The organism is Streptomyces sp. DSM 40750, assembly GCF_024612035.1.
Classification (GTDB): Bacteria; Actinomycetota; Actinomycetes; order Streptomycetales; family Streptomycetaceae; genus Streptomyces.
Window position 1 is genome coordinate 5,001,661 of sequence record NZ_CP102513.1, and the last position, 23,629, is coordinate 5,025,289.

General features: G+C 68.4%; 23 protein-coding genes, 1 tRNA gene and 2 pseudogenes. 18 read left to right on the top strand and 8 right to left on the bottom strand.

What is annotated here, in order from left to right; all coding sequences use genetic code 11:
• Nucleotides 1-581: 581 nt before the first annotated feature.
• The 4 genes from JIX55_RS22390 to JIX55_RS22405 all read left to right on the top strand — a co-directional run bounded on the left by JIX55_RS22390 (nt 582) and on the right by JIX55_RS22405 (nt 5,875).
• The gene (locus JIX55_RS22390; RefSeq protein WP_257565084.1) at nt 582-1,874 is read left to right on the top strand and encodes a helix-turn-helix domain-containing protein; all 1,293 of its coding nucleotides are present in this window, start codon (nt 582-584) and stop codon (nt 1,872-1,874) included.
• Nucleotides 1,875-2,074: 200 nt separating this feature from the next.
• Nucleotides 2,075-2,773: a tyrosine-type recombinase/integrase gene (locus tag JIX55_RS22395; RefSeq protein WP_443046498.1), complete on the top strand. Its 699-nt coding sequence runs from the start codon at nt 2,075-2,077 to the stop codon at nt 2,771-2,773.
• A gap of 995 nt (nt 2,774-3,768) precedes the next feature.
• On the top strand, nt 3,769-4,599 hold the full coding sequence (locus JIX55_RS22400; RefSeq protein ID WP_257565085.1) for a DUF3800 domain-containing protein: 831 nt from the start codon (nt 3,769-3,771) through the stop codon (nt 4,597-4,599).
• Nucleotides 4,600-5,080: 481 nt separating this feature from the next.
• Nucleotides 5,081-5,875, top strand: a complete 795-nt coding sequence (locus JIX55_RS22405) for an NUDIX domain-containing protein (protein ID WP_257565086.1) — start codon at nt 5,081-5,083, stop codon at nt 5,873-5,875.
• Here the strand turns inward: JIX55_RS22405 and JIX55_RS22410 are convergent.
• Entirely contained in the window at nt 5,859-6,902 is a 1,044-nt protein-coding gene (locus JIX55_RS22410) for an XRE family transcriptional regulator (RefSeq protein WP_257569438.1), read from the bottom strand. The two genes, JIX55_RS22405 and JIX55_RS22410, sit on opposite strands and share 17 nt — an antisense overlap.
• A 426-nt stretch (nt 6,903-7,328) precedes the next feature.
• On the opposite strand from JIX55_RS22410, the gene JIX55_RS22415 reads away from it, so the two are divergent.
• The 11 genes from JIX55_RS22415 to JIX55_RS22465 all read left to right on the top strand — a co-directional run bounded on the left by JIX55_RS22415 (nt 7,329) and on the right by JIX55_RS22465 (nt 14,007).
• Nucleotides 7,329-7,682, top strand: a complete 354-nt coding sequence (locus JIX55_RS22415) for an SCO3933 family regulatory protein (protein ID WP_257565087.1) — start codon at nt 7,329-7,331, stop codon at nt 7,680-7,682.
• Between the two features lie 2 nt (nt 7,683-7,684).
• Nucleotides 7,685-9,040 carry an FtsK/SpoIIIE domain-containing protein gene (locus tag JIX55_RS22420; protein ID WP_257565088.1) on the top strand — a complete coding sequence of 452 codons (1,356 nt, stop codon included), beginning with the start codon at nt 7,685-7,687 and terminating at the stop codon, nt 9,038-9,040.
• A gap of 84 nt (nt 9,041-9,124) precedes the next feature.
• Entirely contained in the window at nt 9,125-9,607 is a 483-nt protein-coding gene (locus JIX55_RS22425) for a hypothetical protein (protein WP_257565089.1), read from the top strand.
• Nucleotides 9,608-9,612: 5 nt separating this feature from the next.
• The gene (locus JIX55_RS22430) at nt 9,613-10,293 is read left to right on the top strand and encodes a DUF2637 domain-containing protein (protein ID WP_257565090.1); all 681 of its coding nucleotides are present in this window, start codon (nt 9,613-9,615) and stop codon (nt 10,291-10,293) included.
• 19 nt (nt 10,294-10,312) lie between these two features.
• Nucleotides 10,313-10,504, top strand: coding sequence for a mobile element transfer protein (locus JIX55_RS22435; protein WP_257565091.1), 192 nt, complete (start codon nt 10,313-10,315; stop codon nt 10,502-10,504).
• 12 nt (nt 10,505-10,516) lie between these two features.
• On the top strand, nt 10,517-10,672 hold the full coding sequence (locus tag JIX55_RS22440) for a hypothetical protein (RefSeq protein WP_184899880.1): 156 nt from the start codon (nt 10,517-10,519) through the stop codon (nt 10,670-10,672).
• Between the two features lie 25 nt (nt 10,673-10,697).
• On the top strand, nt 10,698-11,021 hold the full coding sequence (locus tag JIX55_RS22445; RefSeq protein WP_257565092.1) for a SpdD-like protein: 324 nt from the start codon (nt 10,698-10,700) through the stop codon (nt 11,019-11,021).
• Between the two features lie 89 nt (nt 11,022-11,110).
• Complete coding sequence (locus tag JIX55_RS22450) at nt 11,111-11,287, top strand: hypothetical protein (RefSeq protein ID WP_257565093.1); 177 nt, start codon at nt 11,111-11,113, stop codon at nt 11,285-11,287.
• Entirely contained in the window at nt 11,280-12,659 is a 1,380-nt protein-coding gene (gene repSA, locus JIX55_RS22455) for a replication initiator protein RepSA (protein ID WP_257565094.1), read from the top strand. The genes JIX55_RS22450 and repSA overlap by 8 nt, the downstream gene beginning before the upstream one ends.
• Nucleotides 12,656-12,844, top strand: a complete 189-nt coding sequence (locus JIX55_RS22460; RefSeq protein ID WP_257565095.1) for a helix-turn-helix domain-containing protein — start codon at nt 12,656-12,658, stop codon at nt 12,842-12,844. Before repSA ends, JIX55_RS22460 begins: the two co-directional genes overlap by 4 nt.
• Nucleotides 12,844-14,007, top strand: a complete 1,164-nt coding sequence (locus JIX55_RS22465; protein WP_257565096.1) for a tyrosine-type recombinase/integrase — start codon at nt 12,844-12,846, stop codon at nt 14,005-14,007. The genes JIX55_RS22460 and JIX55_RS22465 overlap by 1 nt, the downstream gene beginning before the upstream one ends.
• Nucleotides 14,008-14,062: 55 nt before the next feature.
• Here JIX55_RS22465 and JIX55_RS22470 read toward each other — a convergent pair.
• From JIX55_RS22470 to JIX55_RS22480, 3 genes and pseudogenes are all read right to left on the bottom strand, one after another.
• A tRNA-Arg gene (locus tag JIX55_RS22470) sits at nt 14,063-14,138 on the bottom strand.
• A gap of 347 nt (nt 14,139-14,485) precedes the next feature.
• Nucleotides 14,486-15,051 (bottom strand): annotated as a pseudogene (locus tag JIX55_RS22475) (FtsK/SpoIIIE domain-containing protein); the annotation flags it as partial.
• Complete coding sequence (locus JIX55_RS22480) at nt 15,051-15,398, bottom strand: SCO3933 family regulatory protein (protein WP_257565097.1); 348 nt, start codon at nt 15,396-15,398, stop codon at nt 15,051-15,053. The gene JIX55_RS22480 and the pseudogene JIX55_RS22475, both read right to left, overlap by 1 nt.
• Nucleotides 15,399-15,441: 43 nt before the next feature.
• Here JIX55_RS22480 and JIX55_RS22485 point away from each other — a divergent pair, with 43 nt between their 5' ends.
• Nucleotides 15,442-15,864: a VOC family protein gene (locus JIX55_RS22485; RefSeq protein WP_257565098.1), complete on the top strand. Its 423-nt coding sequence runs from the start codon at nt 15,442-15,444 to the stop codon at nt 15,862-15,864.
• A gap of 252 nt (nt 15,865-16,116) precedes the next feature.
• On the top strand, nt 16,117-17,622 hold the full coding sequence (locus JIX55_RS22490; protein WP_257561319.1) for an ISL3 family transposase: 1,506 nt from the start codon (nt 16,117-16,119) through the stop codon (nt 17,620-17,622).
• 250 nt (nt 17,623-17,872) lie between these two features.
• Here the strand turns inward: JIX55_RS22490 and JIX55_RS22495 are convergent, their stop codons facing one another.
• The 4 genes and pseudogenes from JIX55_RS22495 to JIX55_RS22510 all read right to left on the bottom strand — a co-directional run bounded on the left by JIX55_RS22495 (nt 17,873) and on the right by JIX55_RS22510 (nt 22,976).
• The gene (locus JIX55_RS22495) at nt 17,873-19,330 is read right to left on the bottom strand and encodes an ankyrin repeat domain-containing protein (protein WP_257565099.1); all 1,458 of its coding nucleotides are present in this window, start codon (nt 19,328-19,330) and stop codon (nt 17,873-17,875) included.
• 630 nt (nt 19,331-19,960) lie between these two features.
• A pseudogene (locus tag JIX55_RS22500) lies at nt 19,961-20,184 on the bottom strand (YciI family protein); the annotation flags it as partial.
• Nucleotide 20,185: 1 nt separating this feature from the next.
• Entirely contained in the window at nt 20,186-21,094 is a 909-nt protein-coding gene (locus JIX55_RS22505; RefSeq protein ID WP_257565100.1) for a helix-turn-helix domain-containing protein, read from the bottom strand.
• A gap of 568 nt (nt 21,095-21,662) precedes the next feature.
• The gene (locus JIX55_RS22510) at nt 21,663-22,976 is read right to left on the bottom strand and encodes a cytochrome P450 (protein ID WP_257565101.1); all 1,314 of its coding nucleotides are present in this window, start codon (nt 22,974-22,976) and stop codon (nt 21,663-21,665) included.
• A 415-nt stretch (nt 22,977-23,391) separates the two neighbouring features.
• On the opposite strand from JIX55_RS22510, the gene JIX55_RS22515 reads away from it, so the two are divergent.
• A complete protein-coding gene (locus JIX55_RS22515) occupies nt 23,392-23,559 on the top strand; it encodes a hypothetical protein (RefSeq protein ID WP_257565102.1) in 168 nt (55 codons plus the stop codon).
• Nucleotides 23,560-23,629: the final 70 nt, after the last annotated feature.

Genomic DNA, 23,629 nt, shown 5'->3' on the forward strand with positions numbered 1-23,629 from the left:
TTTTCTGATCGGTATGAGGTCGCGTGCTTGGCTGTCGCCGCCACACCACCGCCTCCTTCTCGCACCGCGGTGGCGGGGGCGAAGGTGGTCGGGCGCCCCCTTGAGCGTCCGCACCCTGCACCCGGGTGCCCAAAGAGATGGGTGTCTCCGTGGACGGGTGAGTCGGGGTGTCGTGGCGCTGCCGTGCGGTCGGCCGCTTCAGCCGGTGCGACAGCCATAGCGTCGGATGCCTCATGGGGCTGGGACAACGGCTGCCCCCAACCTGGAACGGTGGGACGATCCCACCCCCGACAACCTGCAGAGACAAGGAAGCCTGGGATGTCTGTCTGGGATGGGAGCCCCCTGAGGCAGGCGTCCGACACCCGGGGACTCGATCCGCGCCCGTCGCCTCGGCCGGCGGCGGTGCGGAAGGCGGCGCCCCAGGGCCGCGGGTGAGGGTGGTCTCAAGGAGAGGGATGGCGCAACCCTGCAACCATCCCAGCCTTATTGACGTGCAGGTATGGGGAGTGCAGGGGATGCCGTCCCGGATCAGGACATGACGGGACGGCAGAGGCCGACGGATGGATGCGAGTACGGACCACATGGATGCAATCCACGACGACGTAGCGGAGTTCGCGCTACTGCTGACGCGTCTGAAGGACCGCACGGACCGCAGCTACGCGGCGCTGGCCCGCCGTCTGGGCATGAATGCCTCCACGCTGCACCGCTACTGCGCCGGTGAGGCGGTTCCCATGGACTTCACCAGGATCGAGCGGTTCGCCGCACTCTGCGGAGCCTCCCCCGAGGAACGCGTGGAGTTGCACCGCCGGTGGATCCTGGCAGTCGCGGCACGGCAACGACCACGCCCATCCGATGCCCGGCGGGCACCGACGCCCCACGACACCACGAGCACCGTGGCATCGGCCGCATCCGCGAGCCACAGCAGCCCGGCGGACAAGGCACCCGAGTCGGCCTCACCGGTCGGCCCACGCCCGGGGCCGACCTCACCGGCCGACCGGCGGCCCCATGCCGGGCGCCCCCGACGACGGCCCGTGCGATCGATAGCCCTGGCGGCCTCGCTCGCCATTGCGCTCGCCGGCCTCACCACATCCGCTGCCGGGCCCCCCTCCGGTGGCGGTGGGTCGTCGGCCTCCGCCCGCACCACACCGGAGCCCTCGACGCCGGCCACGCCCAGCGACGGCAGCCCGCGGAAGAACCAGTCGAGCGCCGACACGGACCAGCCACCGGCCCCGCTCACCTGGACGGTCGACTCCCAGCTCTGGCAGCTCGACTGCGCCCACGACTACGTCATCGCCAAGCCACCCCAGAAGGTCCCGCCGCCGCCGATCCCGGCGGACGCCGCGGTGTGGGCCGCGTCCCAGGGGGCGGTGCACGGGCGCACCACCAATCTGCGGATCTCGGTGCAGGGACGCGACTCCGCCGCCGTCGTCCTGGAGGCAGTGCATGTGCGCGTGGTCAACCGCACCGCCCCCGCCGCCCGCCCGGACATCGCCTACTCCATGTATGAAGGCTGCGGCGCCATCCTCATCCCCCGCCACTTCTCCGTGAACCTCGACGCGAACCGACCCTTGGCCCGTTCGAGGCCCGGCAACGACCCGGACAGACCGGCCCCCGCGATCGGCTTCCCCTACCAGGTGTCCCTGCAGGAGCCGGAGGTCCTGATGCTCTCCGCGCGCACCGAGTCCTGCACCTGCGACTGGTACGTCGACCTCGACTGGTCCTCACAGGGCCGAACCGGCACGGTGCGCATCGACGACCACGGCCGCCCGTTCCGCACCACCAGCATCAAGGGGCTACCGCACTACTGGTACCGCAACCCCCATGGCTGGGTCCCCATGACCGCTGCCAACGACAAGGCGGAAACCGGCGACTGACGAAGCAACAGGCCGCACAGCCCGTCCTATGGCAGGACCGGCGGGGGCAGGGGCCCGGCCGTCCCCGCCGTCGGTGGGATCCGGACGGGACCGGGGCAAGGGAGGCGGTGCCGCGCACCTCGTGAGTCTGTTCGGCTTCAGGTCCCGCAGCGCGCAAGCCACCGTGTGGTGTCAAGGCCTGCCAACTCCCGCGGGCCCTGATGAACACGGCCGTGGACGACGAGCTGATCCGGCGCAACCCGTGCCGCGTCAAGGGAGCGGATCGCTACGCCGTGCCCGAGCGGCCGATCCTCACGGTACCCGCGGTCTTCGCCGTCGCAGACTCCCTCGCGCCGCGCTATCGGCTGCTCGTGCTTCTGGCGGCCTTCACCACGCTGCGGTTCGGGGAGCTGGCGGCCCTGCGGCGTCGGGACCTCGACGAGGAGGGGCTGACCGTCACTGTTCGCCACGCTCGGGCTGAGCTGCAGAGCGGGCGGCTCTTCGACAAGGGCCCGAAGTCTGCGGCTGGGGTGCGTACCGTCTCCTTCCCGGCCGAGCTGCTCGACGACGTCACGCGTCACCTGGAGCAGTTCGCCGCTCCTGGTCGTGACAGTCACGACTTCGTCGGGCCGCGGGGCGGGCAGCTACGGCGGAGCAACTTCCGGGACGACTGGGGCAAGGCCCGGAAGGCGGCAGGTGTCACGTCCGAACTGCACTTCCACGATCTTCGGCACACCGGCAACACACTGGCCTCGACCACTGGGGCCAGCACCCGTGAGCTGATGACCCGCATGGGCCACAGCAGCTCACGCGCCGCGCTGATCTACCAGCACCTGACCAGCGACCGTGACCGGGCCATCGCCGATCGGCTCAGGGCCATGATCCGTGAGGGCGGGGGAGAGGCCACCGGCCAGGAGTGATGCGGCATCCGCGTGGCATTAGTGGCACGCGTGTGGCACGGCCTTGAATACGACGAAGGGCCAGCCTGGGAGGAAACCCTCCTGAGCTGGCCCTTTTGCTGTGCCCCCGGCAGGATTCGAACCTGCGACACCCGCTTTAGGAGTTCGATCGCGGGTCGGGCCCGAAGCCTCGGCGCTTTTGCTGGTCTTGTGCTCTCGGTCGCTCAAGGCCGCCTACGTGCGCCGTCGTTGATGTCAGCTGGTGATGTCAGGTTGGATGGCGTGCTGGAGCGCGCTGAGGCGCAGCTATGCCAGGCTTTCCTCACTGGCATAGACTGACGTGCCAGCTCCGACCGTGCCAACCATGGGTGACAGGCAACTGGCTGCCTCGTACGGTTTCAGCACGGCTGTGTAGCCAGGCAGGTTTCCTTGCTGGCGCCGCTGCAGTCAGAGTGCGTGACACGTCCGCCACCTGCAGCTATAGCGCAGCGTGACCCTTGAGTAGTCCCTTGGGGGCCTCGGGATGGGTCACTCCCCTTACGCTCGGTCGCTACGCTGCACCTACGGTGACCGAGCGTAAGGGGAGTGACCCATCCCGAGGCGGGGGATTACCTCATTTTTACCTCTTGGTTGCCTCTTCTTTGCGATTTCACGCTCCACTGCCCTGTGTGGGGCCTCGTCACCCTGCCCGTCTAGCTACTGCCGAACAGCGGGGCTGGTGCTGCTGGTGCGGAGGGGGCTATGACCGCGCAAGCGATGAATCCTTGCAGCTGGGTGTACTTGCCGGTTAGGATCCATGAACACGACAAGGGAGATCCTAACCGGCAAGTAGTTGCACTTCCGTGAAAGTGCAGGTCAGGGGCTGAGGGGTCGTCTCTGTGGCCCGCAGGCTTGCAAGGGTGTCACTGTTGTGCTTCACTTGACCTCAGCATAGCTAACCGGTGAGTAGGGATCTCTCCCGAACACCACATCCTAAGGCCGCCCCTTGTGGGCGGCCTTAGCGCTATCCTGCGCTGGTGCATATCTGCTATCTGGACGAGTCTGGCGGATCCGAGGCTGACACGCTTGGGCCAAGTGCGACGCCGGTAATGGTGATCATGGGTCTCATCATCGAGGCTGCCAAGATACCTGCCCTCACGCGTGATTTCTTGGATTTGAAGCGAAAGCACTTCCCTGGCAGGTTCAATTACAGTCCTGCGCTTGATCACGTGCTGACTGAAGTGAAGGGGTCGGAGATTCTCCAAATGACCCGTTCTAAATCGCGCAACAAACGGCGGCAGGCAGAAAGGATCCGTAAGGAGCTCCTTTCTATCGTCGAGTCTCATGGCTGTAAGCTAATCGGTCGGGTCTGGGTTAAGGCGTCAGGTGTACCACTCAAGCCGACCCCTAGCTACTGTTATGCCGTCCAGGATATCGCGCGCCATTTCAGTGAATTCTTGCAGGTTAATTCATCCGAAGGGATGATCATCGCGGATGGGCGGGTGCACGCTTCGAACGTGCAGGTAGCGCACTCGATCTTCACCCAGAAGTGGCGCACAGGGGGTGACCCGTTTGGTGCACTTCGGGAGGTTCCGGTCTTCTCTCACAGCGAGAATCACGTCGGAATTCAGTGTGCTGACCTGGTCGCCTCCACCCTCGTTTTCCCGATGGCTGCCTCTGCCTATGGGCCCGGTGTGTCAGGAAATCCGCATGCTTCACCGTCGTATCATGGAGTTCGTAAGGCTTTCGGGGAACAGGTTAAGTCGCTGCAGTATCGCTATAGAGATGAGACAGGGCGCTGGCGAGGTGGGTTGGTTGTTAGTGACCAGAAAGCTCATCGCTCGGGTTCGCTTCTGTTTAAGCCTTGATGTTGATGATGCCGCCAGTGGGTATGCAAGGTTGGCGGAGCGGCTTTGGGCGGGAGCTGCTTTGGGGCGAGTGATCATGGCCCCGTAAGCTCATGGCGAGTCGGGCAGTCAGTGGACCTGCCCGTAAAGCACGACGTTGGGGCCATGATCTTAGAGGCTCGCCCCAAAGTGGCTGCCTAAAGCCGTGGAGCCGACCGCCCCAGCCATAGAGGGTGTCTCCCACTTCATGCCCGCAGCCGCCGAGCGCGCCGCCGGGCGCGGCCAGCCGGGGCGCAGACAGGAGGCAGGCCGCGCCGCAGAGGCGGCGCGCGCCCGCGCCGTGCGCGGGCTCTTGATGATGTAGGGAAAGTTCTACCGCGCCGCCTGGTGCTCCTGGTGATCCATGGCGGTCGTACCACCACATACGGATTTCCGTACGTGCTCCTTCTCGCTACGCTTGCGCTGGCGAACGCAACACGACGACAGGGAGCGTGCTCACCGGATGGGACCGAAGTCAGAGCGGGTCTACCGAACGATCCGAGAGTGGATCGCGACAGGCAAGTACCTGCCAGGCTCCAAGCTCCCGTCTGAACGGACCCTGTCGGAAGAGCTGGACATTGGCCGTACGGCACTCCGCCAGGTGCTCGCCAAGCTCATCACCGAAGGCGCCATCGAGGTGCATGGCCGTAGCTCGTACCGGGTGCCTGATCGGTCTGTGACGACTGAGGCGCCCACGGATGTCGAGCCGTGGCAGATCCATGGTGAGCGGACGCTGTACGACAACCGTTGGGTGACGCTCAGCCTCGTCGACGTCGAGCCGCCTGGAGTTGAGCGCTTCGAGCATCACGTAGTGAAGCTGCACCACGTCGCCATCGCTGCCATCATCGACGACCACGAGCGCGTGCTGATGATGTGGCGGTACCGCTTCGTCCCCAACTCGTTCGGCTGGGAGCTCCCCGGCGGCATCGTCGACGAGGGTGAAGAGCCCTTGCAGACGGCGCTGCGTGAGGTCGAGGAAGAGACCGGCTGGCGCCCGGACGCTCTTGAGCACGTGGTCACCTATCAGCCCATGGTCGGCATGGTCGACTCGCCGCATGAGATCTTCGTCGGCCAGGGTGCCAAGCTCGTCGGTGAACCGACAGATCTCGAAGAAGCTGGGCACATCGCTTGGGTGCCCCTCTCCGACATTCCAGGGCTCATGGCGCGCGGCGAACTGATGGGCTCCGGGACACTCGTCGCCCTACTCCATGTCCTCGCCTCACGGGGTATTGGAGCTTCGCCTACAACCGCTGCGTGAGCTGTTCGACTCGACGTCGCTGGCGTACCGATCCCGTGCGGCTGGCGAGCAAGCGGGCCTGGCGTAGGTGGTCGTGCGCCTGGTCGTACTCGCCGCGGGCCATGTGCGCCTGTGCGAGGTCGCAGCGCAGTCCCGCAGAGGCTCGTATGAACGTGGGATCGGCAGTATCGAGGGCCGCGTAGAGGCTGCTGACGGCTTCGTCGTCGCCTATCAGGGCGAGCGCGTTGCCGCGCCACCTGGTGAGGTGCCCTTCGTTTAGGAAGATGCTGAGCATGTCCGGATCTCGGGCCTCCTCGCCCGGCGGAAGGGATTGCATCGCGTTCTCCAGCGCCCGCCGGCACTCATCCGCCATACCTGCTCGGGCGCATATCTCGGCTTCGGCCGCGTACAACCACGCTGTGAGACGCGGGGACATGGCCTTGCCTCCAAGTCGCTGAGCGTCTCGTATCAACTCGACCGCCATGGGTGCGCGGCCCGCGTCGCAGAGCACGTAGGCCTGCTCGGCTGTGGCGTGCGCGAGATACATCGGCTCGTCGGCTTCCTGAGCAGCTCGCTTGCCCAACTCATAGTGCCGCCAGGCGCGTTCTACCGCTCCGACGTCCAGCGCCTGCCATGCTGCCAGCGTCGCCGCCCCGACCAGAGCCCGAGCGACCGGACGCCGGGTTTCAGGGAGTACAGCGAACGTGAGTGCGTCCTCAAGGGTCGTCAGATGGGCGCCCATCTGGTCGACGAGGCTCGCGGCCCCCATCTGCCGGTCCATGGTCCTGAAAAGCTCCGTCTGGTCCATGAAGGTCTTCACCATGGTCAGACTGACGGTGCGAGCCGCATCGATCCGGCCCATGAGTTCGTCATATCCGTCCGCCGTGGCTGGCGCGGCTGCGGTGTCCGCCCTGCCCATCAGTTCGTCGTCGGTGATGCCGAGCAGAGCACGGAGGATCTTCGCGTAGCGGGCCGAGATAGGGCGCCGACCGTTCTCCCACTCCGAGACGTACACCCGCAGACTCGCCGTTGATGCGACGGTGAGCATGTGCTGTCGCGCATGGCGCTCAATCTCGCGAACCAGCCGCTCTTGCGACCACTCTCGTGCGCTCCTTGCTGCCTTGAGTCCGTTCGTCACGTTGCGCCGCCCTGCTTGGGTTGTTGAGACCTTCTAGCAGCATGCCTCACATCGCCCCAGGTCGGCAGGGGTTAACGCGACAGGTGTTAACCCCTGTTGGCTACCGGGCCGTTGGCGGAAACGGTTCTCTTGAACCGTCGCAGTAAGGCGAGTTGAAGCGCCGGACCGGCGACACCGCTTGACATCTGGTGCGCACCAGATGCAGTCTGTTGGTGCGCACCAGTTGGAAGCGCAAAGGCCTGCGGCTTAGCTGCGGGCACATCGCCAACGCACGGGAGCGGCGACCCACCGCCAAGCAAGTGCGCCGCTCCCACCCCTCTGAAAGGGAGTTCCATCATGCGTCAGATTCCCGTCGACACCTCCGCCGCAACCGTGATGATCGCCAAGGCTCCGCAGCCGAAGGTCAAGGACCGCCGTACCGGTGAGATCGCCCTCGACAAGGACGGCGTGACGCTGATGACCGTGGAGGTCATGTTCTCCACGCCGGACGAGGTCGAGATCCTCAAGCTCACCGTTCCGCAGCCGGGTGTCTCCGAGGACCTGGCCATGGGCACCCCGGTCGCGCTGACGGGTCTGGTCGCCTCGGCGTGGGAGAACGAGTTCAACGGTCAGAAGCGCCACGGCATCGCGTTCCGCGCGGTCGCGGTCACCTCGCTCGCCGCCGCTGCCTCGAAGCCGAAGGCGGCCTGATCATGACCTGGTTCACGGTCGCTCTGGTGCTGGTCGTCGCCTCCGCAGTGATCCTGCGGTGGCGGCGCCCCGCCTGGTACTGGCTGACCTTCGGGGTTGCCCTCGCCACGGTGCGGGTCCTGGTCCGCTACGCCTCGGTTATGGATGCCTGCGGGCTGACCGTTCCGCCTTCCCGCTGGCGTCTGGCTCTGGCCCGGGTCGCGAACCGGGAGGTCCCGCAGTCCCGCCCGCCGCGCATCCTGCGTATCCGCCCGACCCGCACCGGCCTGGTCCTGCGCCTGGGCCTGCGCCCCGGACAGGACGCCTTCGACGTCGCGGCGTCCGCCGACCGGCTGCGCCACTCCTTCGGCCTGTACGGCGTCACCTCACGTGAGCTGCGCTCGGGCGTGGTCGAGGTGCGGATGACCGGCTACGACGTGCTCAGGCGGGTGCAGATGCCCGCCAAGACCGACGCCCGCCCGATGCGGGTCCCGGTCGCCCTGCGGGAGGACGGCTCGGTGCACTACCGCGACTACCGGACCGTCCCGCATGGCCTGACCCTCGGGGCCACGGAATCGGGGAAGTCGGTCTACCAGCGCAACCTGGTCGCCGGGCTGGCTCCGCTGGATGTCGCGCTGGTGGGCATCGACTGCAAGCAAGGGGTGGAACTCTTCCCGCTGGCACGCCGGTTCTCCGCGCTCGCCGACAACCCTGACACCGCCCTCGCCCTGCTCGAAGCGCTCGTCACGCACATGGAGGACGTCTACCAGCTGATCCGGGCCAACCAGCGGATCACGGTGAACGTGCCGGATGCGGAGATCGCCGCCGACATCTGGGACCTGCCCGAAGACCTGCGCCCGGTCCCGGTCGTGGTCCTGGTCGACGAGGTCGCCGAACTCGCCCTCTTCGCCACCAAGGACGACGAGAAACGACGCGACCGCATCATCACCGCGCTCGTCCGCCTCGCCCAGCTCGGCCGCGCCGCCGGCATCTACCTCGAAATCTGCGGACAGCGCTTCGGCTCCGAACTCGGCAAGGGCATCACCATGCTCCGCGCCCAGCTCACCGGCCGCACCGCCCACCGCGTCAACGACGAATCCTCCGCGAACATGGCCTTCGGCGACATCGCGCCGGACGCCGTCCTCGCCGCCATCCAGATCCCCACCGACACCCCCGGCATCGCCGTCACGGGCGACGCCTCCGGCGGCTGGGCCCGCATCCGCGCCCCGCACACCTCGCTGCGCGAGGCCGTGAACATCTGCAACAAGCACGCCGACCGCACCCCGGACCTGCCCGCCCTGGCAGCCTTCCGCCCCGCGCTCGCCCCAGCGCCCCCGGCCCCGGTGCCGCTGTCCAAGACAGCCCCCGCCACAGCCTGACACTCCCGCTTCCCCCGGTCGGCGCGACCGCTTCGCGCCACGTCCCTACCCCCTCCATGCCTCACGACAGGAAGGAGCCTCCTCGTGTTCTGCGAACACTGCGGCGACGTCGACGGCGAAGAGACCGGCATCGACCACGACGAACGTGACTGCCCCTGGTACGACACCGACAACGGCACGGTCACCATCGACCCCGACCAGCTGACCATCACCCTCCAGACCGGCGCCGACGGCTCCCCGGCCCTGCGCGCCGCGATCGGCCTCCTCATCGACCACGGCCTGTGGATCAAGCGCCTGGCCGAACGGCCCGGCCTGCTCCTGATCGACTACTCCGGACCCGACCCCGAGCCCTACGGCGTCGACTGGCTCAAGGTCGTCGAAGCCCTGGCCGCGAAGGAACTGCCCGCCTCCAGCGGGGAACTGCGCATCCTTGCCCTCGCCGCCTCGCTCGCCGACACCGCCGCCCGCATCCCGCTCGGCGACGCCGTCACCGGGCTCGACACCACCAACCTCGCCCTCGTCCTGCAGGCGATCGTCACGGCCAACGGCCGACCCGTGGCGGGGTGACCGTGATGGCCTCGCGACTGCGCATCGACGCCGTACTGGTCCAGGCGGTCATTGCGGGTGCGCTGTCCTTCGCCCACCTGCACGACCTCGCCGCCGCTGCCGGACAGGACGGCTGGAAAGCCTGGGCCTACCCGGTCTCGGTCGACCTGCTCCTGGTCGCCGCCTGGCGACGCTTGCGCACTGATGGACCGTCCCGGCTGGCCTGGTGCTGGTTCGTGATCGCGCTGGTGGCCTCGCTCGGCGCCAACGTCGCCACCGCCGGACTCCTCGACCTCGACCAGGTCCCCGCCTGGCTCCGCATCCTCGTCGCCGCCTGGCCTGCGCTGGCTTTCATGGGCGGCACCCTCCTCGCCCACTCCGCCGAAGACCGGGTGCCGGATCCGCCGGCACCCGCGCTCCACCTCGACCCCGAACCTGAACCGGTCACCGAAGCAGCGGAGTTGGACGCCGCGACCTCGCTGCCGCCTGCGGTCGAGGACACTCCGGCCCTTCCCGCACCTGAGCCCGTCCCGGCTCCGCTCGCGGCTACCGCTCCGCCCGTTCCGGCCGCGCTCGTCGACCACGCCCGCAAGGTCGCCGACGACCACCAGGCCCGGACCGGATCGCCGATCGACAGCGACACCCTGCGCGCCCGCCTCGGCGTCCCGCCGCAGCTGGCCGACGCCATCGCCGCCCAACTCGCCTGACCCGAAAGGAAACGACTCGATGCCTGCCCGCGACCACTTCCACTCCGTCATGCGGATCGGCCCCGTGCAGATCGGCACCCACCGCGACCGCAACGGCCGCACCAAGCACGCCGCCGTGTGCACCAACGACCGCTGCGGCTGGTCCGCCGACTACTCCAGCTCCGCCGCCGCTCAGCTCGCCGCCCGCACCCACCGCTGCACCGTCCGCTAGGAGGCCACCGCCATGGAAGTCCCGCTCTGGTTCGCCCTCGCCGCCATCGGCTACCTCGGCATCAAGCTCATCCGCCCGCCGCTCTGGCTGGTCCTGGTGCTCCTCCTCGGCGGCTACCTCATCGCCGACAGCATCCTCGCCCCCGTCATCGACACCGCCGTCAAGTAACCCGCCCGCGAAAGGAGATCCGCTGATGTTCCGCCCGAAGATCCCGAGCATGCCCCAGCCGACCGGCCTGATCACCCCGCCCGCCGCCATCGAGCCGACCGCCGTCATCCAGCACCAGCCGACCACCACCCCCGCACCGGTCACCCCGGCTGCGGTCCCGGCCCGGCCCACGGTCCAGCTCACCCCGGGCGCCACCGTCGCCCTGGTCGGTGGCGGCACCGCCGTGGTCCTGGTGGTCGGCGCCGTTCTGGTCTCGATGCTCCTCGCGGTTGCCATCACCGGCGCCTCGGTCGCCATCTGCGCCCTGGTCATCCGCTCGCTCCTCAACACCGAGGCCAAGCGCCACTGACCGGCCCCCGGGCGGCCTCAACCGCCAAGTCGCCGCCGCCCGGGAGCCCTGCCCCATTCCGAACCAAAGAGCCGGAAGGAACCCCCAGCATGACGCACCCCACCACGCCCCGCATCTGCCCCAACTGCGACGGACACGCCTCCGCCGCCATCACCCTCGGCGGCCGCGACGCTTACGGTCACCTGCGCACCATCACCGCGCACTGCCCGGCCTGCCACGGCACCGGCACCCGCCCGGTCCGCACCCGGGAGGGTGCCCGTGCCTGACCAGCTGCTCGACCCGACCACCCTCGGCGACCTGCTGAGGGTGGCTTCGGCCTCCGACTACGACCGCTGGCACGAGCAGATCCGCCGCACCGGCGGCTGCGCCGACCCCATCCACCTCACCGGCTGGACCATCGCCAAAGACAAGACCACCGGCGAGACCCTGCACCACTACTCCACCGAGAACGAACCCGGCGGACGCCTCCGCCTCGCCTGCGGAAACCGCCGCGCCTCCCGCTGCCCCTCCTGCGCCTGGACCTACGCGGGCGACACCTACCACCTCATCCGCGCAGGGCTCGCCGGAGACGACCGCCGCGCCATCCCCGCCACCGTCCGCGACCACCCCCGCATCTTCGCCACCCTCACAGCCCCCTCCTTCGGCCGCGTCCACAACCGCCCCGACCACGGCGCCTGCCGCTGCGGCACCCACCACACCGCCGACGACCCCGCCCTCGGCACCGCCCTCGACCCGACCACCTACGACTACGCGGGCGCCGTCCTCTTCAACAACCACGCGGGCCAGCTGTGGCAGCGCTTCACCAACCGCCTCCGCCGCGAGGTCGCCGCCCGCGCGGGCCTGACACAGCGAGAACTGAAGGAAGCGGCTCGCCTGTCGTACGGCAAGGTCGCCGAGTTCCAAAAGCGCGGCGCCCTGCACTTCCACGCCGTGATCCGCATCGACGGCCCCGAAGGCCCCGAGACCCCGCCGCCGTCCTGGGCGACGGTCGACCTCCTCACCGACGCGATCCGGGCGGCCGCCGCGCACTCGTACACCTCGGTCTCCGTGCCCGCCGCCGACGGCCAGCCCGCCCGTACCTTCCGGTGGGGCACACAGCTCGACGTACGCCCCGTGAGGGCCTTCGGCGACGGCTCTGACATCACCGAACAGGCCGTTGCCTCCTACGTCGCCAAGTACGCCACCAAGGCGGCTGAGAACACGGGCACCCTGGACCGCCGCATCGGCGAACTCTCCGAACTCGACCGCCACCAGGTCCCCGACCACACCCGCCGCCTGATTGAGGCGTGCAAGCGGCTCGACCCTCTGTACCCCGACCGCCGCCTGTGGGCCTGGGCTCACATGCTCGGCTTCCGCGGCCACTTCTCCTCCAAGTCCCGCCGCTACTCCACCACCCTCGGCGCCCTCCGCCAGACACGCGCCGACTACCGCGCCGCCCAGGAGCACGCTGCCCTCGGCCTCGACGACCGCGAGCCGGACACCGTCCTCGTCCTCGCCGACTGGCAATACGCCGGACACGGCCACACCCCCGGCGAATCCGCCCTCGCCGCCACCATCGCCCGCGACCTCCAGCACAACCGCGAAACCGCACGTGAAGCCCTACGCGATCAACTCGCCCTGGAAGGAGCCGCAGCATGACCACTGCCACCCCTGAACTGCTGACCGTGTCCGACGTCATGGCGAGGCTCAAGGTCGGACGCTCAAAGGTCTATGACCTGATCCGAACTCGCCGCCTGATCTCGATCAAGATCGACGGTGCCCGCCGCATCCCCGCTGACGCCGTCCGGGACTTCGTCCTCGGTCAGATTGAGGAGTCTGCCTGATGGCTGGCCAGCGCAAGCGCAACCCGAACGGGGCAGGCACGATCACCAAGCGCAAGGACGGCCGCTATCAGTGCGCCGTCTACGTGCTCCAGCCGGACGGCACGCGGGCCCGTAAGTTCGCCTACGGCAAGACCTGGCAGGAGTGCGACACCAAGCGCCGTGAGCTGCTGGCCAAGGTCGACCAGGGCGTACCCGTGCCGACTCGCTCGGCCAAGCTCTCCGAGTGGCTGCCGTACTGGCTGGACAACGTGATCAAGCCTCGGCGGAAGCTCAGCACGTACGACAAGTACGAGTCGCACGTCCGGCTCTACTTGGTACCGCTGCTCGGCTCCAAGCGGCTCGAATCGCTCGGCGTCGCCGACGTACGCCGCTTCCTCGTCCGCCTGGAGAAAGAGGCCACCGCCGCAACAGCCAAGGAATCGCACCGCGTTCTGCGTTCCGCTCTGTCATCCGCCTGCCGAGAGGAGCTGATCGCGCGCAACGTCGCCAAGCTCGTGGAGCCGCCTCGTACGGACAACCGGGAGCTGAAGCCCTGGAGCCTGGACGAGACGCTCGACTTCCTCGCCGCGTCCCGCAGAGACCCGCTCTACGCGGCCTTCGTGCTCGCTATCGCCATGGGCCTGCGCCGGGGAGAGATCATCGGTCTTCGCTGGTCTGACCTCGACCTCGAAAACCGTGTCCTCTACGTCCGCCAGCAGACCCAGCGACGCCGTGGCGTCCTCTACGACGACGACCCCAAGAGCCGTCGCCGTCGCGTCGTCCCTCTGCCCGCGCTCTGCATCGCCCCGCTGCGCTGGCACCGGATGCGGCAGACCGCCGCTCGCGCCAAGGCGGGGGAGCAGTGGCACGAATCGGGGTACGTCTTCACCACCCGCACCGGTCGCCAGGTCGAGCCTCGGAACGTCTACCGATCCTTCACCCGCGTCGCCGAGTCCGCCGGCCTTCGCGTCATCCGGTTGCATGACGCTCGGCACGGCACGGCGACCCTCCTCACGGCGGCCGGAGTCGCGCCCCGCGTCGTGATGGAGATCCTCGGGCACTCCCAGATCAGCATCACCATGGACGTCTACACGCACGTCGTGCAGGACACTCAGCGCGAGGCGATCAGCCACATGGATCGGCTGCTGAAGCGGCGGCCGGTTGTGAGTGACCGTGCTCGTTGATGTCAGAAGTGGATGTCAAAGGCCCCGGACCAAGATCGGTCCGGGGCCTTTTGGCTGGTGCCCCCGGCAGGATTCGAACCTGCGACACCCGCTTTAGGAGAGCGGTGCTCTATCCCCTGAGCTACGAAGGCGGGGGCTTGTAGAAAACCTTGGAGAAAACCCAGGAGGTGGATCTTCTGTGAGGAGTACAAGCCCACTGGTCAGGCATGGTGCAACCTGCTCAGCAGCCTCACTTGAGCAGACAGTGCGGTGTACCAACGACTGACCAGGGATAGCGTAGCGGATGCCCGCCAGGGAGGGGTGTCGGTATGGGGAGCAGACGGGCGGGGCAACATGCAAGAGCGCCTCTGACCTGCTGGTTCTGCGGCTCTCGGTAGATGATTGGGGAACGGCGAGGGGGTAGGGGCCGAGGGTGGTTGGTTGGTTCGTTCTGCCCCCTGCGTCAGGGTGTGGGGGGCTTGGTGGCGGGCGTGGTCGCTGATGCGCCGAGGGTGAGTTGGTGCGGGATGGTGCGGTAGTCGCGTACGAAGGGAGTCGCGTCCTCCCGCAGCGCCACAGGCACCTTGAGGAGTTCGGCGGTGGCCTTGCGAGGCATCCGGACGTTCCGCACCACGTCGAAGCCGACGAGCCGCAGTTCGACCACGCCCGGTTTGACCGTCGTCACGTACACGGCGTGAACGCCCCAGGCGTGCCGCAGCCGTTCGGCCGAGGCGGCGACGTCGGCGGGTTCCTGGCCGGGAGCGAGCCGGAGGCGAAGCCGCAGCCCGGTCGAGGTGGGCCGGATGATGCCCCGGCGCGGCGGTACCGGCCGGACCTCCTGCCGAGTGGCGGCCTTGACGGCGAGACCCGCAGCCGGGACGGCGCCACGGTCAGCCCGCACGCCTCCAGGGCCGAGCCGTACGAGCCGAGGTGCCGGGCGGTGGATATCGGCAGGCCGACCGGGGGCCAGTACACGCGGGGGTGCTTGGCCCGGGTGTAGGCGGCCCCGCCGCCGAGTGCGGCGACAGGACCACCCACCTCCAGAAGTGTCACCAGATCGGACATCAGGCGGTGGCCCCCATGGCGGCCGGGAAGGCAGCCGGAGTCACGGCGGCGGCGCGGAAGGCGATGCCGTGTCGCTGCTGCCCGTTGAACACCGACTCCCATGGCCGGGCGACCAGCCCCGGCAGCGAGACCGGCGCCCCCAGCGTCAGCCCCTCGGCCACACCGCCCTCAGGAACGGTGACCTTGACCAGAGACGATTCCCCGTCCTCGATGTAGACGACGCCGAGCGTCATCAGCGCCTCACCGCTGACGGCGTCCTTGGCGATTTCGCCCGTCTGCCGGTCGCGGACCTTGGGCTCAGGGGCCTCGGTCAGCAGGATCGTCGCGGCCGAGGTCTCAACACGCAAAACAACAGGCGCCGTTCAAGGGCTGCACTAAAGTTGGCCCACCATGCCCGATCTCCTCGGAATAAACCATCTGACTCTTTCCACGACCGACCTCGACCGGCTCGTGGCCTATTACACGGAAATGCTCGGAGCAGCGCTCGCATTCGAGCGCGCTGCCACCCCGTCCGATCCTCGGATCGCAGTCATCGATGTCGGCGGGAACGACCACCTAATGATCGTCGAAACCGCTACCGCCCCCACCACTGAACTCGACCCCTTGAGCAGGGCGGGATGGGGACTCCGCGTGGCAACGTACGCGCAACTGTGTGAGGTACGCGAACAAATCCTGGGTGCCGGGTGGCCTGTCGGACAGATCGAGACACTGCCCACCCAGTGGACGATGACAGCTCGCGATCCCGATGGACGCCCTTTGGACATTCGAGCCCATCGCCCACGCAATGCATCGCCCTCACCAAGCACTGGCTAACGCTGCCCCGACCTTCAGAACAGGCCCAAGGTGAGTGTCTGACTGTGTGACAACGGCGACGCACGGCAGCGAACAACCGTGAACGTCGGCGGTGATGGCGATTCTTGAAAATGGTTCAGGCAAGATTTTCGTGGAGCGTGACGGAGCGTCAGCTACCTGGCATCGTCACCTAAGTGTGACGAGCTTCTGGATATAGCGTTCCCGCACCTGAAGACGGTGCTGGTGGAGCGGGTGTTTGTCGAGGGTGGCACGGTGCATGTCACCGCGCGTACTCGGGACGACTTCGTGGTGGACTGCCCCGGCTGCGGCTCGGCCGCGCATCGTGTCCACAGCCGTTACCAGCGGCACCTCGCCGATACCGCCGTCGCCGGGCGGCCCGTCGTCATTGACCTGTCGGTCCGCCGCCTCGTCTGCGATCAGCCGGCTTGCCTGCGCCGTACCTTCGTTGAGCAGGTCGAGGGCCTGACCGTGCGCTACGGCCGGAGAACCCCGCCACTGCACCGCCTGCTGGTGGCGATCGCGTTGGCCCTGGCCGGGCGGGCCGGAGCCCGGATGGCGGCGGTGCTTGCGGTGGCAGTCAGCCGGGTGACGCTGCTCAGCATGCTGATGGCTCTGCCCGACCCGCCCGCGACCAACGCAGCGTCCAGTCCGCTGGTGCTGGGGGTGGACGACTTCGCCTTCCGCAAGGGCCGGACCTACGGCACCGTCCTGGTCGACGTCGACTCCTCGGCGGTGATCGATCTGCTTCCCGACCGTTCGTCCGACACTCTCGTTGCGTGGCTGACCGCGCACCCCGGCGCCGAGGTCATCTGCCGTGATCGCGACAGCAGCTACAGCCTCGCTGCGACCACGGCCTGCCCAGATGCGGTGCAAGTTGCTGATCGATGGCATTTACTTCAGGGCTTGTCCCGGGCGGTCGAGCAGGTCTGTCACCAGCACCGCGGCTGCCTGAAGAAGCACGCAGAGCGGGGCCAGGGCCGCCCCGTTCAGCTGCCTGTGCTCGATGCCCTGCCTCCGACGTTGATCGTCCAGCGTGTCCTGAACCGGCACGTGGAGATCAACCGCATGGTCAATATCGGCTACCCGGTCAGCGAGATCGCCCGCCGCCTGGGCCTGGACCGCAAGACCGTGCGCCACTACCGTGACATCGACCTCGACACCCTGCTCGCCTCCGCCCGCGACCGCCGCAGCGTCCCCCTCGACCGCTTCAAGCCCTTCCTGCAGGCCGAGTTCGCTGCCGGCCGCACGAGCGGCAAGGAGTTATTCCAACGCCTGCGCGAGCAGGGCTACCGGGGCGGCTACTCCACCCTCACCCGATACCTCCGCACCGTGCGGGCCGGCACCGCACCCCCAGCCCCCGCCGAGATACCAAGCCCGCGGCGGATCACCGGCTGGATCATGCAGGCCCGCGAGAACCTGTCACCACGCAGCACCGCAGGGCTGGACGAGGTACGGCTTGCCTGCCCGGACATCACCGCAGCCTGCGACTTCGCCCGCGCGTTCACCGACCTGCTCCGACATCGCCGAGGCGCCCAACTGGAGGACTGGATACGCCAGGCCGAACGAACGGCACCGCCGCCCATCAAGGGCTTCGCGGGGTTCCTGCGCCAGGACCTCGACGCCGTACTGGCCGGACTGACCCTGCATTACAGCTCTGGCATCGTCGAGGGGCACGTCAACAGACTCAAAACGCTGAAGCGGCAGATGTACAACCGCGCCGGACTCCCGCTGCTGCGCAAGCGGGTCCTTCTCGCCTGATCGCGATGACGCTCCGTCACGCTCCACGAAAATCTTGCCTGAACCTTGAAAATCACCACCTCCGCTCGTCGCCCCACTCGGTCCGGAGTCCAACGGAGTGGGGAGATTCAACGAGCGCGGCGCGCGTTGTCGGCCGGGGCCGCCCGCTCGTGGAGATGCCAATAAGAACCGTGTCACCAGCCGCAAACGGCGGTCCTCCCGCTGCCGTGAACTCCGTTCGGGTGAAGGGCCGGGGGTACCGGGTTGTGTGTCAGGTCCGGGGAGTCAGCGGTCTGAGATACGACTCCATGTGCTGCTTGCCGCCGTGCTCGGCCCAGCCGAGCGGGGTGGCGTGATGGTGGGTGTCTTCGATCGTGGGGTCGGCGCCGAGTTCGATCAGCACACGGGCCGTCTCCACATCGTCGTTCCAGGCGGCCTCGTGCAGTGGGGTGGCCCGGCCGCGGTGGTTGACGTCGAAGCCAAGCCCGACGAGCAGCCGGACCGCCGCGGGGTTGCGGTGCTCGGCCGCACGGTTGATCAGCTCGGGGTGTGCGGCCAGCGCCCGTGCGAGGGCCTCGGGGCCCAAGGCGGCCACCGCCTCGTGATCGGCGCTCATGCAGGCCGCGGCGAACGCGTCCATCCCGTCCAGAGTTGCCGTCGCGCCTGCCGCGGCGAGGATCTCGGCGACCTCAGTGTGTCCATGCAGCAGCGCCAGCTCGTACGGCGTGCGGCCGCCGTAGGCCGGATGCTCGCCACAGTCGTCCGGCTCGGCGCCGTGTGCCAGGAGCAGCCGGGCACGGCGCGGGCCGCCGTGCAGAGCGGCGGTGGCCAGCTCTTCGCGCAGCAGTTGGCGCGGGGACCGCGGGGCCGGGCCCAGCCGGGTCCGCCAGGGCCCGCCGTCGCCCTGTCCCAGGCCGTACTCCAGCAGCAGTTCGAGGTGGGCGGTGCCGGCCTCGTCGTCGGCGAACGAGCCACCGAGTCCCAGGTTGTACAGCGTCTGGCCGTCGTTGGGATCGGCGCCGGCCTTGAGCAGCAGTCGGGCCAGCTCCATGCCGTGGGGGTGACGCGCCTGGTGGCCTTCGCCGCCCCCGAACGCACCGGTAAGCGCGGTGAACGGCGAGGGAAGGCGGTCCCACAGAAAGCCGGTGTTCGGATCGGCGCCGTGGCGCAGCAGCAGACGGGCGGACGCCACGCTGTCACCGGGGGCCGCCAGGCGCGCATAGGTCAGATAGAGCAGCGGCTCCCAGCCGAAGGGTCCGCCCTGGGACCGGGCGAGGCCGGGGCCGGCCGCCAGCGCCGCGGCCAGTGGTTCGGCTGAGCCGGTGGCGGCCATCGTGAACACGTCGGCGGTGGCCAGCTCGGGATGGCGCGTCAGCAGTTGGTCGGCCTCGCCGGTGCGGCCCGGGTAGTCGTCGCCGTAGGTGAGGCAGGCGAGCCGCAGGAACTCCCGGGGAAGGTCTTCACCGGGCGGGACTTGGTGAGGCGAGCGGGAGAAGCGCTCCACGATGTCGAGGTGCTGCTTCAGCCGGGGCCAGCTGGTGAAGCCGTACATGCGTGCGGTGACCAGTTGCGCGTCGGACAGCTTCAGCGCGGCGGGCGGCCGCGGATGGAATTCCGCGACCAGCGCGAGCGCGCTCGGAATCCCCGCCCGCACAGATTGCAGCAGAACCTTGGCCTGCTTGCGCAGACGCTCCAGGCTGGGCTGGTCGGGCAGTCGGTGAACGGGCACGAGGGCCTCCCTTCCGTATCTGCCTGGTGTCCGCTTGATCAGGCCGGAAAAGAGGATGGCTGCGCAGAGCTACGAGCATCAGGTGGGCTTCGCCCTTTCCGCGGACCGGTCGCGCCCTGAGCGCGTACTGGTCAGGATACGCCGTCAGGCGCCGACTCCTCGGCCGGTCCGACGTCTCGCATGACGAGGCCAACCGTGCGTGGGCGGAGGTGAAAACTGTGCCACTTCGCGCATCACCGCAGGTCAAAGGTCTGCTGTCGGTGATGACGACGACCTCTCCGACGAGATCCAGAAGTGCTCCGGTGTGCCACCGTCCAGCAGATCGCCGACATGTTCGGTGTTCCCCGCTCCACGATGCACGGGCACATCGACACGACCAGACCGTGCCCCACCAGCCCAAGAAGAGCACGGCTACAAAGCCCTGACCGCTCGTTTGCGGCCGGTGACACGGTTCTTACCGGCACCCCCGTGATCCCCGTGGGTTTAGGGAAACCGGAGATCCTTCAGCGCGAACCCACGGGTCCATCGGTGTGCGTCAGGCCGATGCATCCGTGGGTTCGGGTGAAACACGAGGATGCTGAGCGATTCGAAGGGTCTCGGCGGTGACGTCGCCCTGGATGTCCTCGGTCATCACGACCGCCTGCCGAACTGCCAGTTGTGCACCCAGAGTCGGCGTACCGGTCCGGGGTCGGGATGGCGCGTGCCGTGTCCGGGTCCGGCCTCCGGACCAACGCCGCCGTCCCCAGCCGGGTGGCGCCGTTGTCGGACAGCCGCAGCCCGTAGGCGATCAGCTCGTCCCGGTCGAGCGACACCGCAAGGTCGGCGGCCTGCCCGGTGCCGAGGTCGAGCACCAGGTCAGGTCTGATCCGCGGCGCGCAGGGCCCGCGCCAGCCATTCCAGTTCCTCGGTCGCGTCGGGCGACGAATTCTGCCCGCGCACACGGGCGACGAGCCTGCGGTAGTGCTCCGCTCCTGCCTCGATCCCGGCCTCCAGGCTGCGCAGCACGGCGGCCCGATCGGCGTCACCGAACAGCTCGGACAGCACCTCGGCCGCTGCCGGCCCCTCGGGAGCGACCCCGCCTGTTCTGACCTCCGCGACGGTCTGCACGATCTGCCTGGCCCACCAGATGGACGCCCCGGGGGGACGGCCCTGCCCCGGTATGGGCGTGTTGAGCTCCATCCATGTGCGCAACCGGGCGCGGAACCCGGGGTCCCGCACTAATTCGGCCAGTTCGATCCAGGCGTCGACCTGCTCAGGTGTGGGATCGTCGGGCAATTCGATGCTGAAGGTGCGCATGCGGTCGCGCAGGCGCGGGTCGTCGAGGCCGCCGAACACCTCCTCCTTGAACTCGTCGATGACCTGCTTGCGCTCGGCGGCGGAAAGCCGCGCCAACCGGTTCATCAGTGCTGTCTCCTCAACGGTCGAACCCCGTTTCGCCACGGTGGACAGGACGGCCCGGCTCACCTTGAGGGAGCGGATCTGCGCGTCGAGCGCGGCCACATGTGCGTCGGCGACCTCGGCGACCGTGGTTCGGCCGCTCAGGACGCGGCACACGTCGTCGAGCCCGAGGCCCAGCTCCCGCAGGGTGCGGACCAGCTCGACGCGGGCCACGGACTCGGCGTCGTACAACCGGTAACCGCCCGCGGAGCGGGCCACAGGCGGCACCGCTCCCTCGTCCGACCAGAAGCGCAGGGTAGGCACCGGAAGTCCGGTGCGGTGCGCGAGCCGGCCAATGGTGAGTACTTCGGGGCGGTCGTCGTCCATGAGCAACATCCTGAACTCTCCTGCGGCTAGAGACTCAAGCGCCTCAGTGCGACATCCCGTGAGTTCTCCAGAACTCTGCCGAGTTTTCTCACCACCGCGAGACCGGCTGATGCCACGCGGAGGCCACATCTCCTAGCCGGAGGCCCCTCCCTCACCCTCGCGGATCATGGCCCCGAGCCGGTCCGCGATGGCCCGGTCCCGGTCGCTGGTCATGTGCTGAGGCGCTCTCCAAGGCGGTTCAGAGCGATCGGGAGATGGCTGCGCTGATCAAAGCGGCCCCGCGGCTCGACACCCGATCGTCACCTCGGCGCTCATGACCCTGGAGGCATGAGACCCACGCGACAGGTCGAGGCGGGCACTTCGGAACTGGACGCTGTCCCGGATCCGCATCGTGCACACGGACGACCAGGTGACGAGGAGTGTTTCCCCAGGCCACCCGGCCGTCGGCGGTCAGCGGTCAGCGATCAGCGATCAGCGATCAGCGGCCGCAGCACGACGAGAGGCGCCCCGAAGAAGACCGAAGAAGACCGAAGAAGAGCGAAGAAGGCCGACGAAGACCTCGGGGCGGTCATCGAGTCGGCGTCGGATCCCACCGCACCCGCAGGCCGGTCGGGGCGAGCACGCTCTCCCAGGTGGGGGTCAAGTCGGCCTCGCCCACGGCCTCGACGGTGTACTCGGTGGCCAACAATGCGGCAGCAAGGGTGAGTTGGAGAAGGCCCAGCCGATAGCCGGCGCAGATACGGGCGCCGCCGCTGAACGGGATGTAGGCGTGGCGGGCGCGGCGTGCCGGTGACTCGTGCAGCCAGCGCTCGGGCCGGAAGCGGTCGGGGTCGTCCCACCAGCGTGCGTCGCGCTGGAGAAGGTACGGGCTGAACACCAGCTGGTCGCCGGGGCCGACCTCGTACCCGGCGACCTTGGCGGGGAGGGCGACGTCCCGGGTCATCAGCCAGACCGGTGGGTGCAACCGCAGGGATTCCTTGACGACGGCGGTGGTGTAGGGCAGGTCGCCGTCCATCCCGCGAGCGGTGACCTCGGCGCGAATGGACCCCAACAGCCCCTTTCGCGTGGCGAGTTCGGCCAGCAGCCAGGTGAGCGCGGCGCCGGGGACCACATGTGTGCCGGTGAGGGTCATCTGGAGGGCGGCCCTCGCGTCCTGGACGGAGGCGTCGGCGTCTGTCAGGAGCGCGTCGAGCAAGTCGGGATCCCCGTGCCCGTTTTCGCCGCCGCGCCCGCGTTCTTCGACGACTTCGGTCAGCACGCTCGCGAGGGAGCGTACGGACGCACGGGCGCGGTGGGCGGCCGAGCCGGGTACCCAGGCGGGAACCGGCAGCGTCGCGTCGAGGACGCCGGTGAGCCGTTCAGCGGCTGTCGCGAGGCGGGCGGGCAGTGTGTCGGGGACCGCGGCGAGGCAGTAGGCGAGCGCCGCGCGTGAGCACAGTCCGGGAGCCTCGTCGGCCGCGTTCACCGGCCGCCCGGTGAGGGCGGCCAGGTCGGCGCGGATCCGCTCGCGCATGCGGTGCGCCCCGGCCGAGGCCGCGCGTGCCGTGAGCCCGGCCCGGCCGGCCCGCCGTCCCCGCATCCACAGTGCGGTGATCTCGTCGGGGTTGCTGCGGAAGCCGTCGAGGATGTCGCGTCCGGTGTGGAACGCGCGCCCCGTCTCGGTGAGAACCGTGTGCACCTCGTCCGGGTCACCGAGGAAGACCGCGTTCCGTCCGAACCGGAATGTGTCACCGCACCGACCGACCGCCTCCGACAGGAACCTGACGGGGTCCTGCTCGTACGCGTAGGCGTCCGATGCCCGCCATACCGTGCCGGACGTACCCGTAGCCCACGGTATGAGCTGCTCCGGCTGTTCATCAGCCGAGTCGACGGCCGCCATCATGCCCCTTCGCGTTCGCGCTCTCCCGGCAGCACTCCAGGGCCGCACAGCGGCGGCCCTGGAGTTCCTTGGAGTTCCTTCGCCCGCGTACGGCCGCAGTGCGTGGCCGGAGCGCGCTCAGGTCGGGTACGGGTAGAGGTAAGTGCCGCGCATCCTGCCCAGGCGGTGGCGTACGTACGACGTGATGCGAGCCATGCTGCCTCCCAGAGATCTTGGTTTTCGACGGATCTTGGTTTGTCGACGGATCTTGGTTTGTCGACCGAATCAGTGTGAGCGACCCGAATGATGCGGGCCGGAGATTGCCGGAATTCGGCTGGATCTGATGGTGGGCGTGGCAAACAGGGCTCTCTTGACATGAATATTCGGCCCAGTTGTACTGGGCCTCACATTCATAACTCAGCACGGGAGGAGTGTGTTCATGCAGGCTGTCGAGGAAAAGGGCCGAGTCGAGGCGGACCAGAGCGCCGATGAGGTATTCGACCTGGTGATCGGCGATCTGGAACAGGAAATTCCGCCCCTTGCGTCCCCGACGAATTCGGGCAGCGGTACCGCCTGTGGTTCGTGCGCGAGCGTCTACTGCTGTTGATGCGTGCCGGGTGGTGCCGCTGATGGCGGCACCGCCCGGATCGGTCTCGCGTCCCGCAGCAACGAGTCGA